Raw genomic sequence first — 13,563 nt, 5'->3', positions numbered from 1 at the left:
GCACCAGGAAGAAGAACAGGCAGCAGGCAAGGCCGGAATAGAAGATCGCCTTGAAGGTGTCGGTCTTCGGGTTCTTGAGTTCGCGGGTGTAGCAGACCGCCGTCTCGAAGCCGTAGGTCGACCAGGCGGCGATATAGAGGCCGCCGAGGAAGAGCGTCCAGCCGCCGTTGCTCCAGGTGCCGTCGACAGCGGCATAGGCGGCCGTCGGCGGCACGAGACCGGTGACGTTGGTGGCAAGGATCTGGCCGCTGACGATCGGATAGAGGCCGATAATCAGCAGCGGCACCAGCACGATGATTGCCAGCCACTTCTGCACGCTTGCCGTTTCCGAAATGCCGCGATGCTGAATCGCGAAGATGATCAGCATCAGGATGCCGCCGATGAAGAAGGTGGCGTTGATATTGGCGGTGGCAAGGAAGGGAATGCTGAAGCTGAAGAGCGACCAGCTGCGGATCGCTGGCGTCAAGGCAGCGACGCCGTCGGTGCCGAGCAATGCCTTGACGGCGTCATCCGGGGTGGTGCCGGCATGGGCTGCGATATATTCGGCGACTCGGGGGCTATCGGCCGTGACGGAAGCGGCATGCGCGGAGATCCAGTCGAGGACCATCTGCGAATCCGCCGCCGGAATCGGGTAGAATGCGTTGAGGATGTAACCGGCGGCGATGGCGCAGCCGAGCGACAGCACCGGCGACCAGGCAAACCAGTTGCACCAGACCGACAGCGGCGCGATGAATTTCGAATAGCGCAGCCAGGCGGTGGCGCCATAGACCGAAGCGCCGCCGGACTTGTTGGCGAACATGCCGGCGATCTCGGCATAGGTGAAGGATTGCAGGAAACCCATCACCATCGAGATGATCCAGACGACGAAGGCGAGCTTGCCCGTCGTGCCCGCAATGCCGCCGATGGAGAAAAGAACGAGCGGCGGCACGCCCGCAGCCACCCAGAATGCGCCCTTCCAGTCGAGCGCGCGTACAAGCTTACCTTCGGTGCCGGATGCAATCCCGGCCTCCACAATGTCTGTCATCGGTGAAATTCCCCATTCTATTTGTTCCGGACGTATCTTTGTACGTCTCCCTGAACGTGTCTCCCTGACAGTCTCAAGCCCGCCCGGATGATTTTGGCGATCCGCGTTCCCGACGGATTCCCCGAGTCTCAACTCTTTATGCATAGTGAAGATATTTTCTTTTTAGTCAACTCGACTTTACTTTCCTGGGGCATTTTGTAACCTGTATGGGTGGGTGCCCGAGGGCATGCCGGATCCCCAAGAGGGCGCAATGCGAGAACTTCATCCTGCTATGACGGGCCTGCGACCGGCGGCTCCGAGCCTCGTGCACTATCCCGGCATTCCCACCCTGCCGGAGGGAACCGAGCGCTACAGGGCAAAGGGCGGCGGATCGGTCGTTATGCGCGTCGAGCCGGGCGACCACGTCAGCGTTATCGACAGCGAGGGCGGACAGGTCTGCGAGATCTCTTTCCTCGACGAGAAAGGGCGCTTCCTGGCCGCCGGTCTCGGCACGGCATTCAGCAATTCGGCCGAAGGTTTGAAGGCCATTCTTCAGGCAGAGGATGAGAGTGCCGCCCGCACGCGTGCAGCACTTCAGCGTCGCGGCGCCGATCTGGCCGTGGCCGGCGCGCTGAGCATCTTCGGGGCCGGATCGACGCCGGGCAGCCGGGCGGAATTCACGATCTCGCTGAAGGGCCTGCTGATCGTCGCAGCACCCGCTGGCGCCATGTCGCCGGAGGCGCAGGATACGGCGACGCCGATCGAGATCAGGATCAAGCGCAGCCTGCTGCTCCGCGATTATGCCTCTGCCCTGCCGGAACCGGCCGCCGATCCCGTCGAGGATATCCGCATCCGGGCGGCGACCGCCGCGGCCTATTTCGTGCGGGCCGGCGAATTCATCCAGATCATCGATGTCTATGGACGCCAGTGCACCGATTTCCAGGCTTTTGCCGCCCGCAAGGTCGACAAGGGTCTCGATCTCGCGCTCGATTCCACCGTCACCCGCACGCTGCTCGGCCGCAGCTATCCGATGCCGGGCCTGCCCTCCAAGGCCTTCGACCGCGACTTCGAGCCGCTGGTCGAGATCGTTCAGGATACGGTCGGCCGCCACGACGCTTTCGCGACCGCCTGCAATTCGCGCTATTACGACGACATGGGTTATCCCGGCCACGTCAACTGCACGGATAATTTCAACGCGGTGCTGGCGCCCTACGGTATTGCCGGCCGCAAGGGCTGGGAAGCGCTGAACTATTTCTACAACACCAACATCGACCACAACAACCAGCTCTATCTTGACGAGCCCTGGTCGCGCCCCGGCGATTACGTGCTGATGCGGGCGCTGACCGACCTCGTCTGCGTCTCCTCGTCCTGCCCTGACGATATCGACGCGGCGAACGGCTGGGATCCGACGGATATCCACGTCCGCACCTTTTCCGGAAAAGAGAAATTCTCACGAGCGGTAGCCTATCGCATGACCCCAGATGCCGACGCCGAACTGACGCGCGAAACCGCCTTCCATCCCCGCCTCTCCACGCTGACGCGGGACTACACCGAATATCGCGGCTACTGGCTGCCGAACCGCTTTTCCAGCGAGGGGCCGGTCGAGGAATATTGGGCCTGCCGCGAGCGCGCCGCCGTCATCGACCTTTCGCCCTTGCGGAAATTCGAGGTGACGGGGCCGGATGCCGAGGAGCTGCTGCAATATTGCCTGACGCGCGACGTGCGCAAGCTGTCGACCGGCCAGGTTGTCTATTCCGCCATGTGCTACGAAAACGGCGGCATGATCGATGACGGCACGCTGTTCCGGCTCGGCGACAAGAACTTCCGCTGGATCGGCGGCGACGATTTCAGCGGCATCTGGCTGCGTCAGCAGGCCGAGAAGAAGGGCTTCAAAGCCTGGGTCCGCTCATCGACCGATCAGATGCACAATATCGCCCTGCAGGGTCCGAAAAGCCGCGATATCCTGAAGGAGATCATCTGGACGGCGCCGCGCCAACCGACGATCGGCGAGCTCGAATGGTTCCGCTTCACCGTCGGCCGCATCGGCGGCTTCGAGGGTGTTCCTATCGTCGTCTCGCGCACGGGTTATACCGGCGAGCTCGGCTACGAGATCTTCTGTCATCCGARGGATGCGCTGACAGTGTTCGACGCCGTCTGGGAGGCAGGGCAACCGCACGGGTTGAAGCCGATGGGGCTGGAGGCGCTCGACATGGTCCGCATCGAGGCGGGCCTGATCTTCGCCCATCACGAATTCACCGACCAGACGGACCCATTCGAGGCCGGGATCGGCTTCACGGTGCCGCTGAAATCCAAGCAGGACGATTTCATCGGCCGCGAGGCGCTGATCCGGCGCAAGGAGCATCCGCGTCATCTGCTCGTCGGCCTCGACATCAAGGCCAACGAGGCCGTCGGCCATGGCGATTGCATCCATATCGGCCGGGCCCAGGTGGGCGTTATCACCAGCGCCACGCGCTCGCCGATCCTCGGCAAGACGATCGCGCTCGCCCGTATCGACGTGATGCATGCAAGCCCCGGCACCGAGGTCGAGATCGGCAAGCTCGACGGCCACCAGAAGCGCCTGCCGGCGACGATCGTGCCGCTTTCGCATTACGACCCGCAGAAGACGCGGCCGCGCTCATAACGCCTGCTTTTGGGGTAGAGGACGGTGATCGGTGTCTCGGCATGCAAGGCGACCGAGATGCAACCTGATGGTGAGTGAGCAGCCCCGAAAAACTAAAAGTTGACAAATTTGGGTTGAATGACTATATCTCGGTAGTCGATATTGCTTGTTTGACTTTTGTTATCGCACGCTGGCAACGTGCCCTGGACGAACTTCCCTCTTCAAAATCGAGACCATCATCCGTCGTGCTTCCGCACGTGCGGTCGTTCAATTGCTATGAAAGGGTTTGTTATGACCACTGGCACAGTTAAATGGTTCAATTCCACCAAGGGCTTCGGCTTCATTCAGCCTGATGACGGCGGCGCTGACGCCTTCGTCCACATCTCTGCCGTCGAACGCGCTGGAATGCGTGAAATCGTCGAAGGCCAGAAGATCGGCTACGAGCTTGAGCGCGATAAYAAGTCGGGCAAAATGTCCGCTTGCAATCTCCAAGCTGCCTGAACTGACGTCAGCTTTCCTTTGACCGCGGATGTACCGGCACTGTCGAAAGCATGATACTATTGAGGTCAGGCACGTTGCCTGGCCTTTTTGCTGAGTCGGCCAGCGGGCTGCTGCGTAATTCCTTAAACGCGGAATCGATTTCAGGAATTATGCAGTAATTCAAAGTGTTACAGTGTCCTTTGCGCGTCTGAAAAACGCGCGGCGCTGTAATAAAATCCGGGATGAAGATGACAGAGACACACAGCAAATCACGCAAGCAGGCGGAGATTGCCTTCGGAAACGTGCAATCGCAGTTCTTGGAGCGAAGCCGCGCGGTCGAAGAGATCGACTCGACAGTGCGAGCCCGCGAGGAAAAAACCTTGCGGTTACGCGAGGCCCGTGAGGCCAAGGAATTGCAGGATCGCTTGGCAGCGACGACTGCGCCTGCCGCGAAGCGGAAAAAGAAAATCTGACCCTGCTGCATAATTCCTTAAATCGGATTCGATTTCAGGATAAAACATGCGGGAGTTCAAAATATTGCAGCGTCCTTTGCGCGTCTGAAGACGCGCGGCGCCCTAGAACAGGATGATTTTAGGCCGGGATCGGCCTAAACTCTGAATCCTGTTCTAATTAAAGAGTTAGAGCATGATGTCGTCCGAAAACCGCGCACACTTTTCGGCATCATGCTCTAGGGTCGAAGTCAAACAGTCAGGAAACAGATTTGAAAAACGCCAGAAACAACGAGCTTTCCGATCGCCGCAGCGCAGCTGCCGAAGCCAAGGCCGCTCTCCTCAACGCGTATCGCACCGCCAAGGATACGGCCGAACCCACAAGGCTGGCAAAGCAGGCGGAGCGTCAAGCCATTGCCGCGGCCAGGGAAGAACGGCGTGCTGCGCGAGAACGGCTGAAGCTAGAGGAACTGGAGCGGGCTAAAGCCGCGGAAGTCGAGCGTCAGGCTGCCGCCGAAGCCGCAGCACGCGCCGATGCCGACGCACGCGAAGCGGCTGACAAAGACCGGATCGCCCGCGTGATTGCGGATGAAGCCGCCCGAAAGGCCGAACGCGACCTGCGTTACGCCAATCGCAAAGCCAGAAAGTCCTGACCGTCAGCGCTGCCTGTTGTCGCAACAGGCAGCGCGCTGTCGTTCACGCGGCCTGCACGGCTGCATTCAGCGGGATTTCGACGTCGATCTCAAGGGTCGAGACGTACTCGTTGCGATCGATCGTCACCTGCACCTTGTCGTGGTCGAGCTGCACGTGCTTTGCGATCACCGCAAGGATTTCCTCGCGCAGCAGGGAGACCAGGTCCGACCCCGCCGAGGAACGTTCATGGGCGAGAAGGACCTGCAGCCGTTCACGGGCGGCCGGTGCGGTTCTCTGCTTGTTGAAAAGACGGAAAATATTCATGCCGCCCTCCGTCCGAAGATCTTACCGAAAATATTCCTCTTTTCCTCTGGGATCGCGATCGGCACCGTCTCGCCGGCGAGCCGGCGGGCGGCATCGAAATAGGCCATCGCAGCCGCGCTGCGACTGTCTGCCAGCGTGACCGGCGCACCAATGTTGGATGCCCGCAGAACATCCATGCTTTCGGGTATGATGCCAAGGAGCGGGATGGACAGGATCTCCAGGACGTCATCGACCTTGAGCATGTCGCCGCGTTCGGCGCGATTGGCGTCGTAGCGGGTGAGCAGCAGGTGTTTTTCCATCCGCTCGCCGCGCTCGGCCTTGGCGGTCTTGGCATCCAGCAGGCCGATGATGCGATCCGAATCGCGCACCGACGAGACCTCGGGATTGGTGACGACCACGGCAACATCGGCGTGGCGCATGGCAAGCGTTGCACCGCGCTCGATCCCGGCGGGGCTGTCGCAGATGATCCAGTCGAAATAGCGCTTCAGGTCGTTGATGACGCGCTCGACGCCCTCGGCCGTCAGATTGTCCTTGTCGCGCGTCTGCGAGGCCGGCAAGAGGAACAGCGTCTCCAGCCGCTTGTCGCGGATCAGTGCCTGGGTAAGCTTGGCGTCGCCCTGGATGACATTGATCAGGTCGTAGACGACCCTGCGTTCGGCGCCCATCACGAGGTCGAGATTGCGTAAGCCCACGTCGAAATCGACGACGACGACTTTTTCATTGCGTTGCGCCAGCGCCGCTCCTAATGCGGCGGTCGAGGTCGTCTTGCCAACCCCGCCCTTGCCTGACGTGACGACGATCACTTTCCCCATCATTGTCTCTCCTTTGCCGTGGCCCCAGTAATTCAAAGTGTTAAAGCGTCCTCTTGCGGCTCTCGAAGAGACGCGCGGCGCTGCCGTCAGATCAGTTTCTCTGCCATGATCGCGTCGTCCTCGAGCCAGAGCTGAACAGCCTGTCCGCGAAGATTAGGGGCCATGTCTTCCGCCATTTTGTAGATGCCGTCGATTGCAACCAGCTCGGCCTCGAGCTTGCGGCAAAAGATCCGCGCCGATGCGTTTCCGATGGACCCTGCCATGGCTCGGCCGCGCAAGGTGCCATAGATATGGACGGACCCGCCGGCGATGACCTCGGCACCCGAGGCGACCGAACCGATGACGGTGACGTCGCCTTCCGGAAAGATCACCGATTGCCCCGAGCGCACAGGCTCCCGGATGACGATCGATTGCATTGCCGGGCGGGTCTCTGCCACTGCCGGTTTGCCGGGAGGATCGACAGGCTCCTTTGCCTGAACCTCGATATCGGAAACCGATCGACCGCCTTTGAGCGCCGGCGGCATGCCGGATCCGAGGATCGAAGGCCGCGCGCCCTCGATGCCCATGATGCTGACATTGCGCTTGGCAAGTTCAGCAATCAGGTCCTTCAACTGCGGCCGGTCGATTTGCAGGTCCGTCAGGTCGAGCACGACAGGCCGTCCGAGGAAGAAGCCGGCCGAACGTGCGGCCAGATCGTCCAGGCGGGTCAACCAATCATCGATCGGAAGATCCGGGGACAGCATGACCGCGAGGAAAGAGCGGCCCTTGATGCGGATAGAGCGAGCGTCTGTTAGCACTTTGGTCATCTATGTGAAGAAATCGTTGACCATGTCTACCGCTGCTATGGTTAACAAAAAGTTAACGCGGCCTTAACATTACCGACAATCACAGCAGATTCTTCACGCACTGGATTACCGCAAGTCATTGGAAAAGCGTTGCAATCGCTGGAAGCGCCAAACGGTTAATAATGCGGCTTCGAAGGTGAGCCGCAAATCTGCCGCTGCTTGGGTAACGCTCAGCCTTCCGCCTTGCGTTGTGCGTTGGAAATGGCGCGTGCGGCCTCTTCCGAGGAGTTGGCAAGCGTGCGCATCTCGGCGGCAAGCACGGCAAAGCCCGATCCGGCCGTGCCGGCGCGAGCAGCCTCGATGCCGGCATTGACGGCGAGCAGCTTCAGGTAACGCAGTGATTGCAGGATCTCATTGGTCTTCGAAGCGGTGACGCGCATATCGGCGGTCTGGTCATCGATTCGCTGGTAGAGTGATTCGATATTGATGATGCTGCCTTCGAGATAGAGAAGTTCACCCTTCTCGTCCCAGATGCCGCCGCCCGTCTCGGTGACCCAGATGAGATGGCCCATGGCGTGACGGATGCGGTATTCCATCGTCCAGTCTGTGCGCCTCTCCAGCGCCCGTCCGACGATCTCGTCCATCAGAGGCACGTCTTCCTCGTACATGATCGAGGTGAAGGTCCGCGTGCGGTTGCCGATGATCTCGTCGGCCGGATAACCGAAGATGCGCTCGATGCCGTTGGTCATCTCCAGCATCGTATAGTTTTCGTCGGCACGGCAGCGATAGAGAAAACCGCTCATGCGCCCGAGAATGCTCGTTTGAAAATCCATGAAGGCCACATCCGAAGAGAAGAGTTGCAGATGGATTTATGTCGTCTCATTTAAAAAGGCGCATGTCACAATGCCGGAAGAGAGCACGAACACCCTCCACCGGCAATGCAGGTCCGCCTCATCAGTTGCGCAGATATTCCTCCATGGAATCGTCGAGCGCCTCGACCCAGGGCGTGTGATGCGTCGGCGACATGTTGCCGGTCATCAGCGACCGGTAGGCATGGTCGCGGAAGCCCATGATGTTGTGGGCCTTGTGATGTTCCCACTCCATGAAGGTCTGGTTGGTGCCCTCGATGTCGAAGTTGGGATAGTCGGTTTCGGCAAGCAGTTCCTTCACGTAATCGCCCTGATACCAGATCATCTGCTCGGCATCCTCGAGCGTTTCCTCGCGGGCGCGCCACATGTCGAAATTGGCCTTCAGCTCCTCTTCCGACGGCAGGGTGATACGACCCATCATCACGTCGCGCGCCCACCAGGCCTGCACGTCGAACATGTTGAAGGTGTAGAACTGGTCCTGCATGCCGATATAGAAAAGCTGCGGGTTCTTGTCGAAGATCACCCCCTTGTAGAGGCTGTCGGCCCAGAGGCGGTTGGCGGTCTTCAGCCGGAGGTCGTCGGGCAGGAAGGGGAAGTGGTGCTGGTATCCGGTGCAGAGGATCACCGCATCGACCTCCTTGGTCGAGCCGTCGAGGAAATGCGCCGTGCGGTTTTCGAGCTTGGTCAACAGCGGCCGCTCCTCGAAATTCTCCGGCCATTTGAAGCCCATCGGCTTCGAGCGATAGCTGGTCGTCACCGATTTCGCGCCATATTTCCAGCATTGCGAGCCGATGTCTTCGGCCGAATAGCTGCGGCCGACGATCAGGATATCCTTGCCCTTGAACTCCAGCGCGTCGCGAAAATCATGGGCATGCAGCACGCGGCCGTTGAAGGTCTTCACGCCCTCGAAATAGGGCACGTTCGGCGTCGAGAAATGACCTGATGCCACGACGACATAGTCGAATTCCTCGTCATACATCCGGTCCTCGATGCGGTTATGCGCCGTCACCGTGAATTTCTTCGTCTGATCGTCGAAGCGAACCATGCGCACCGGCGTGCTGAAACGCACCCAGTGGCGGACGTTCGCCTTCTCGACGCGGCCCTTGATGTAATCCCAGAGCACGGCGCGCGGCGGATAGGAAGCGATCGGCTTGCCGAAATGCTCCTCGAAGGAATAATCGGCGAATTCGAGGCATTCCTTCGGGCCGTTCGACCAGAGGTAACGGTACATGCTGCCATGGACCGGCTCGCCATATTCGTCGAGCCCGGTGCGCCAGGTATAATTCCACAGCCCGCCCCAGTCCGACTGCTTTTCGAAGCAGACGATCTCCGGGATCTCGGCGCCCTTCTGGGCGGCCGATTGAAAGGCGCGCAGCTGCGCCAGCCCGGAAGGACCGGCACCGATGACGGCTACTCTTGTCATGAAGCATTCCCCTCTTGATTATGTCGTTTTATCTGGTGCATCGCCGCCTCAGTCCGGATAGATGCCGGGGCTGGTCGGCGCCCCGTCGTCATATTTTGAAAGCCAGTCGATCGTCGTCTCGCGGAAGCGCGTGAGGCCCTTGTAGTCGATGAGCTCGGGCGGCAGCGTCTTCAGCACGCGCGGGAAGCGGCGCGCCCATTTCGGCACGGTGACGAGCTCTTCCATGTTCATCAAATAGCAGCGGATGACGAAGAGGATGGCGTTCGAGCGCGGCAGGCGCCAAAGGCTTTGCAGCTCGACGCGCAGATGCACCTTCTCGCCGACATTCTCCGGCGTCACCGTCGTGCGGTCGGGCCCCCATTTGTGATAATTCTCCGGGCTGGTGTCGAGCCGCGGATTGATCGTCATCGTCCAGTTGAAACGTCGTGTGGGCTTGCCCTGCTGCAGGTTCAGCAGGAATTTCAGCGCCCGGTCGAAGACGCCGATCTGGTGGGCGAGCGGCACCGGCCCGTGCCATTCCATGAAGTTCATGCCGATATCGAAATCGAGCGACCAGTCGGCCTGCGTCGTCACCATGCCGGCGTCCATCCAGAGATTGCTGTCGCGCTGGTCGACGATGCAGAAATCGCCCTGGGCTTGGCGGGTGATATATTCGAAGGGCTCGTAGGGCAGCGTCGAGGCATCGCCAAAGGTGAAGCTGTCGTCGATGCCGAGCGGGCGGTTGATCCAGCGCCACTGGTCGCCGTTGCGGATCAGCGTGAAGTGTTCGGGGTTCCCTGCCGCCTGCTCTTCCATCAGCAATTCGAGCGTGTCCCATTGGGCACTCATCATGTGCGGCAGCGCCTGGTAGCGCAGCGGATCTTCCTTCAGGACCAGCGCCCGGTCGTGCATCTCGGCGACATAATGCTCGTCGACGTCGATCAGGCTTTCGTAGACGGTTCCCGCCCGGCCGTGCACATGCGGCTCCATGTTGACCGAATACATGTATTCGTCGCGGTCGAAGGGAAACGGGAAACGCCGGATGTTTTCGGGGCTGTTGCGATAGCTGAAATCGTTCCGGAAGGTTTCCTGCTTGAAGACGATTGCCATGTCCGGCCTCCTTGTTCCGCTTCCGATGCCGCTAGAGATCAAGATGCAGCGTGTTTCCCTCGAAGCGGGAAACACAGATCATCACCTTGCGGCCGGATGCTTTTTCTTCGCTCGTCAAATAGACGTCATGGTGCAGCAGCTTGCCGTCGCAGGTGACGACCCCGGTCTCGCATTGACCGCAGGCGCCGCCGCGACAGAGGAAGGGCGCGTCGACGCCCGCCGCCTCGATTGCCTCCAGCATGCTTTCGTGATGGCCGACCTTCACGGTCTTGCCGGACCGCAGGAGCTCGATTGCGAAGGGCTTGCCGGGCAGCGACGACAGGAACCGTTCCGAATGCAGGTTCTGTTCCGGCCAGCCGGCGTTGAGGCCGGTTTTCAGCACGCCGTCGATCATCCCGGACGGGCCGCAGACATAAAGATGCGTGCCGAGCGGCTGGCTGTCGAGCAGGCGTGTCAACGGGATGGCGCCGCCTTCAGCGTCGCAATAGATCTTGATGCGATGTCCGCCGTAGCGCTCGACGAGTTGCTGCCAATAGGCGCCGCGGTCGCGCGTGCGGATGGCATAATGCAGCTCGAAATTGGCGCCCTCGCGGGAAAACTGCTCCATCATCGCGATGAAGGGGGTAATGCCGATACCGCCGGCGATCAGAAGGTGCTTGCGTCCGCGCCAGTCCGGCTGGAACAGGTTGACGGGATAGCTGACCTTCAGCTCATCGCCTTCGCTGAGCTTCTCATGCATGAAGGTGGAGCCGCCGCGCGAATCCTCGACATGCAACACGCTGATCTCATAGGCTGCGCAATCATGCGGCGGCGACATCAGCGAATAGGCGTTGCGGCGCATATGGCCGCCATCGTTCATCAAAACGATGACGTGGGCGCCGCCGGAGAAATGGGGCATCGGCTTGCCGTCAAGGCGCTCGAAACGGAAGCGCTTGACGCGCTCGGCGATCGGCGTGATCCGCGTCACGCGGACAGGAATTTCAGTACCACCGCTCAAAGGAACAACTCCTCCGGATCAGGCGCGCTGCCCGGTTCTTCGGCATCGATATTGACGCCCTGGAAGGCGGCGAGCCGGCGCGAATAATGGTCGCGTACCAGAAGCGGCAGCCGGCAATGGCTGCAGGCAAAGGGGCTGGTGGTGACGTCGTCGGTGATGCCCTTGCAATGGACGCATTGCACACGCCGGGCCAGCGAGCCGCGATGCTCGGTGATGACGGAGGCATGGTCCATGCCGTAATCGAGCGCCACCAGCATTGCCTGGCCGATGAAGCCTTCCGTGCCCGATAGATAAAGCCGCGTGCCCATATGGGCGGTGGCAAGCGAACCCTTCAGTCGGAAGAGCAGCGTTGCGATGGTCGGCGCCGTGAAGAATATGTCGGCGCCGAGGCGGCGCAGCGCCTCGTCCAGGCCGGACCCTTGAGAGCCGCGGGCGACATAGAGGATTTCGCTGCGGGCAAGCGCCGTTTCGTCAAGCGCCGGCTGCTGATCGAGCAGAGCCTTGGCGCCCTCCCCTTCGAGCGCGAAAATGTGCCGCCGGGCGCGCGGCTGGATGGTCAGGCCCGTGTAGACTGGTCGGCTCTTGATGCCTGCAACGAGCATTCGCGTGCTCCTTAACCTACGGCGGTCCTCTTCTTCTTCTCCGGATCGTCGAAAGGAAGCGTATGGGCGGTGGCGCCTGCCATCACGGTCTTGCCGCGGACTTCGAGTTTCGTCCCATGCACTGCCTTGTCAACGTCCAGACGAGCAATCGCCATGGATTTCTGCGTCAGCGACGAATAGCTCGGGCAGGTAATGACGCCGACCTTTTTTCCGTCGGCAAAGACTTCGTCGCCGAGATCGGCCGGTCCGTCGGCATCGATCAGCATGCCAAAGATCTTGAAGCGTTCTTTGCCCTTCAGGCGAGCATGTTCCTCGGCGCCACGGAAGCCCGTTTTGCCGGGGCTGACGGTAAAGTCGAGGCCGAGTTCCCAGAGACTGTCGCCGGGCGGCTGATCGGCGAAGGGATACATCTGCGAATTGTCATAGGGATAGAAGAGCAGGTAGCTTTCGACCCGCAGCATGTCGAGAACGGAGAAACAGCAGGGGATGATGCCCATTTCCTTGCCTTCCTCGACGATCCGGTCCCAGACCATGACGGCGTCCTGGCCGCGCACGAAGATCTCGTAGCCGCGTTCGCCGGTATAGCCGGTGCGCGAGATCATCACCGGTGCGTCGAACAGCGTCGTCTGCATGTGGTGGAAATATTTGAGGTCGCGGATGCCGGGCACATATTTGGCGAGATAGTCGACCGCGATCGGACCCTGCAGCGACAGGTCGTGCAGGTCGTCGTCGAAGAGGACGGCGCAATTGCGGCCCGCAGCCTGCTTGACGAGTTCTTCGTGCCCAGAGCCGGAGCCATGCACCAACATCCAGGAATTCGGGCCGGTGCGATAGACGATGCAGTCGTCGGTGAAGTGGCCGCGGTCGTTCAGCATGGTCGCATAGACCGACCGGCCGGGGTAGATCTTCGTCAGGTCGCGGGTGGTGATGGAGTCAAGCACGGCAATGGCGTGCGGGCCGACCAGGTGCACCTTCTTCAGGCCAGAGACATCCATGATGCCGGCCTTGGTGCGGACGGCGACATGCTCTTCCGACATGTCCTTGTCGTAGGTCCAGGCGGTGCCCATGCCGCTCCAGTCCTCGAGCTTCGATCCCAGAGCGCGATGCCGATCCGCCAAGACGGAGAAACGCCATGATAAAGCCATTGTCCGTTCCCTTTTGTTTCCTCTACGGAATATTTATTTCCTGACTATATAAGTCTTTCGCGCCGTGGCAAGCCCGCCCGGCATGCATTTCCCAAACTTTGATGGCACCTGCCGCAACCTTAACGCTCTGAATGACGGATGCGGCGAGGCTACTACTGTCGATGCACGTCTCAACCCATGCGTTCGGAGGCGTAGCTGCCGGGGCTTGCCGGAAAGACCACGGTGCGGTTGCCGTTGATGAAGGTGCGGTGATGGATATGGGCGTGGATGGCACGGGCCAGCACCTGGCTTTCGACGTCGCGGCCGATCGAGACATAGTCGTCGGGCGACTG

The 13,563-nt window shown here is 60.6% G+C and carries 14 protein-coding genes and 1 pseudogene; 4 read left to right on the top strand and 11 right to left on the bottom strand.

What is annotated here, in order from left to right; all coding sequences use genetic code 11:
• A partial coding sequence (locus tag AC1D1Z_RS27710) for an amino acid permease (RefSeq protein WP_477852198.1) occupies positions 1-1,024 on the bottom strand: 1,024 nt, incomplete at its 3' end.
• Between the two features lie 250 nt (positions 1,025-1,274).
• Here AC1D1Z_RS27710 and AC1D1Z_RS27705 point away from each other — a divergent pair.
• From AC1D1Z_RS27705 to AC1D1Z_RS27690, 4 genes are all read left to right on the top strand, one after another.
• Entirely contained in the window at positions 1,275-3,644 is a 2,370-nt protein-coding gene (locus AC1D1Z_RS27705) for a DUF1989 domain-containing protein (protein ID WP_477852196.1), read from the top strand.
• Between the two features lie 270 nt (positions 3,645-3,914).
• On the top strand, positions 3,915-4,124 hold the full coding sequence (locus AC1D1Z_RS27700; RefSeq protein WP_003548109.1) for a cold-shock protein: 210 nt from the start codon (positions 3,915-3,917) through the stop codon (positions 4,122-4,124).
• Between the two features lie 227 nt (positions 4,125-4,351).
• Positions 4,352-4,576: a hypothetical protein gene (locus AC1D1Z_RS27695; RefSeq protein ID WP_026188733.1), complete on the top strand. Its 225-nt coding sequence runs from the start codon at positions 4,352-4,354 to the stop codon at positions 4,574-4,576.
• A gap of 248 nt (positions 4,577-4,824) precedes the next feature.
• Complete coding sequence (locus tag AC1D1Z_RS27690) at positions 4,825-5,205, top strand: DUF6481 family protein (RefSeq protein ID WP_018448669.1); 381 nt, start codon at positions 4,825-4,827, stop codon at positions 5,203-5,205.
• A 43-nt stretch (positions 5,206-5,248) separates the two neighbouring features.
• Here AC1D1Z_RS27690 and minE read toward each other — a convergent pair whose 3' ends face one another.
• The 10 genes and pseudogenes from minE to purU form a co-directional block, all read right to left on the bottom strand.
• Entirely contained in the window at positions 5,249-5,509 is a 261-nt protein-coding gene (minE, locus tag AC1D1Z_RS27685) for a cell division topological specificity factor MinE (RefSeq protein ID WP_003574994.1), read from the bottom strand.
• Entirely contained in the window at positions 5,506-6,321 is an 816-nt protein-coding gene (minD, locus tag AC1D1Z_RS27680; RefSeq protein WP_018448670.1) for a septum site-determining protein MinD, read from the bottom strand. The genes minE and minD overlap by 4 nt, the downstream gene beginning before the upstream one ends.
• 86 nt (positions 6,322-6,407) lie before the next feature.
• Positions 6,408-7,127, bottom strand: coding sequence for a septum site-determining protein MinC (gene minC, locus AC1D1Z_RS27675; RefSeq protein WP_018246134.1), 720 nt, complete (start codon positions 7,125-7,127; stop codon positions 6,408-6,410).
• Positions 7,128-7,336: 209 nt separating this feature from the next.
• Positions 7,337-7,939, bottom strand: a complete 603-nt coding sequence (locus tag AC1D1Z_RS27670) for a methyl-accepting chemotaxis protein (protein ID WP_018448673.1) — start codon at positions 7,937-7,939, stop codon at positions 7,337-7,339.
• 121 nt (positions 7,940-8,060) lie between these two features.
• On the bottom strand, positions 8,061-9,398 hold the full coding sequence (locus AC1D1Z_RS27665) for an NAD(P)-binding domain-containing protein (RefSeq protein WP_028732542.1): 1,338 nt from the start codon (positions 9,396-9,398) through the stop codon (positions 8,061-8,063).
• Positions 9,399-9,446: 48 nt separating this feature from the next.
• Positions 9,447-10,487 carry a heme-dependent oxidative N-demethylase family protein gene (locus AC1D1Z_RS27660; RefSeq protein WP_047618065.1) on the bottom strand — a complete coding sequence of 347 codons (1,041 nt, stop codon included), beginning with the start codon at positions 10,485-10,487 and terminating at the stop codon, positions 9,447-9,449.
• A 31-nt stretch (positions 10,488-10,518) separates the two neighbouring features.
• A complete protein-coding gene (locus AC1D1Z_RS27655) occupies positions 10,519-11,484 on the bottom strand; it encodes a PDR/VanB family oxidoreductase (protein WP_446948809.1) in 966 nt (321 codons plus the stop codon).
• The gene (locus AC1D1Z_RS27650; RefSeq protein ID WP_130719247.1) at positions 11,481-12,086 is read right to left on the bottom strand and encodes a dimethylamine monooxygenase subunit DmmA family protein; all 606 of its coding nucleotides are present in this window, start codon (positions 12,084-12,086) and stop codon (positions 11,481-11,483) included. The genes AC1D1Z_RS27655 and AC1D1Z_RS27650 overlap by 4 nt, the downstream gene beginning before the upstream one ends.
• 11 nt (positions 12,087-12,097) lie before the next feature.
• Positions 12,098-13,231, bottom strand: a complete 1,134-nt coding sequence (locus AC1D1Z_RS27645; RefSeq protein WP_477852191.1) for an aminomethyl transferase family protein — start codon at positions 13,229-13,231, stop codon at positions 12,098-12,100.
• Between the two features lie 170 nt (positions 13,232-13,401).
• A pseudogene (purU, locus tag AC1D1Z_RS27640) lies at positions 13,402-13,563 on the bottom strand (formyltetrahydrofolate deformylase); the annotation flags it as partial.

This window comes from Rhizobium sp. P1_E1 (assembly GCF_056406015.1).
The sequence above is the reverse complement of the archived record's forward strand: the minus strand, read 5'-3'. Positions and strand labels throughout refer to the sequence as shown.

Excerpts from the sequence above, each read along its gene's own strand:
- AC1D1Z_RS27695 (WP_026188733.1), top strand. The coding sequence starts at position 4,352 with ATGACAGAGACACACAGCAAATCACGCAAGCAGGCGGAGATTGCCTTC.
- minE (WP_003574994.1), bottom strand. The coding sequence starts at position 5,509 with ATGAATATTTTCCGTCTTTTCAACAAGCAGAGAACCGCACCGGCCGCC.
- minD (WP_018448670.1), bottom strand. The coding sequence starts at position 6,321 with ATGGGGAAAGTGATCGTCGTCACGTCAGGCAAGGGCGGGGTTGGCAAG.
- minC (WP_018246134.1), bottom strand. The coding sequence starts at position 7,127 with ATGACCAAAGTGCTAACAGACGCTCGCTCTATCCGCATCAAGGGCCGC.
- AC1D1Z_RS27670 (WP_018448673.1), bottom strand. The coding sequence starts at position 7,939 with ATGGATTTTCAAACGAGCATTCTCGGGCGCATGAGCGGTTTTCTCTAT.
- AC1D1Z_RS27665 (WP_028732542.1), bottom strand. The coding sequence starts at position 9,398 with ATGACAAGAGTAGCCGTCATCGGTGCCGGTCCTTCCGGGCTGGCGCAG.
- AC1D1Z_RS27660 (WP_047618065.1), bottom strand. The coding sequence starts at position 10,487 with ATGGCAATCGTCTTCAAGCAGGAAACCTTCCGGAACGATTTCAGCTAT.
- AC1D1Z_RS27650 (WP_130719247.1), bottom strand. The coding sequence starts at position 12,086 with ATGCTCGTTGCAGGCATCAAGAGCCGACCAGTCTACACGGGCCTGACC.
- AC1D1Z_RS27645 (WP_477852191.1), bottom strand. The coding sequence starts at position 13,231 with ATGGCTTTATCATGGCGTTTCTCCGTCTTGGCGGATCGGCATCGCGCT.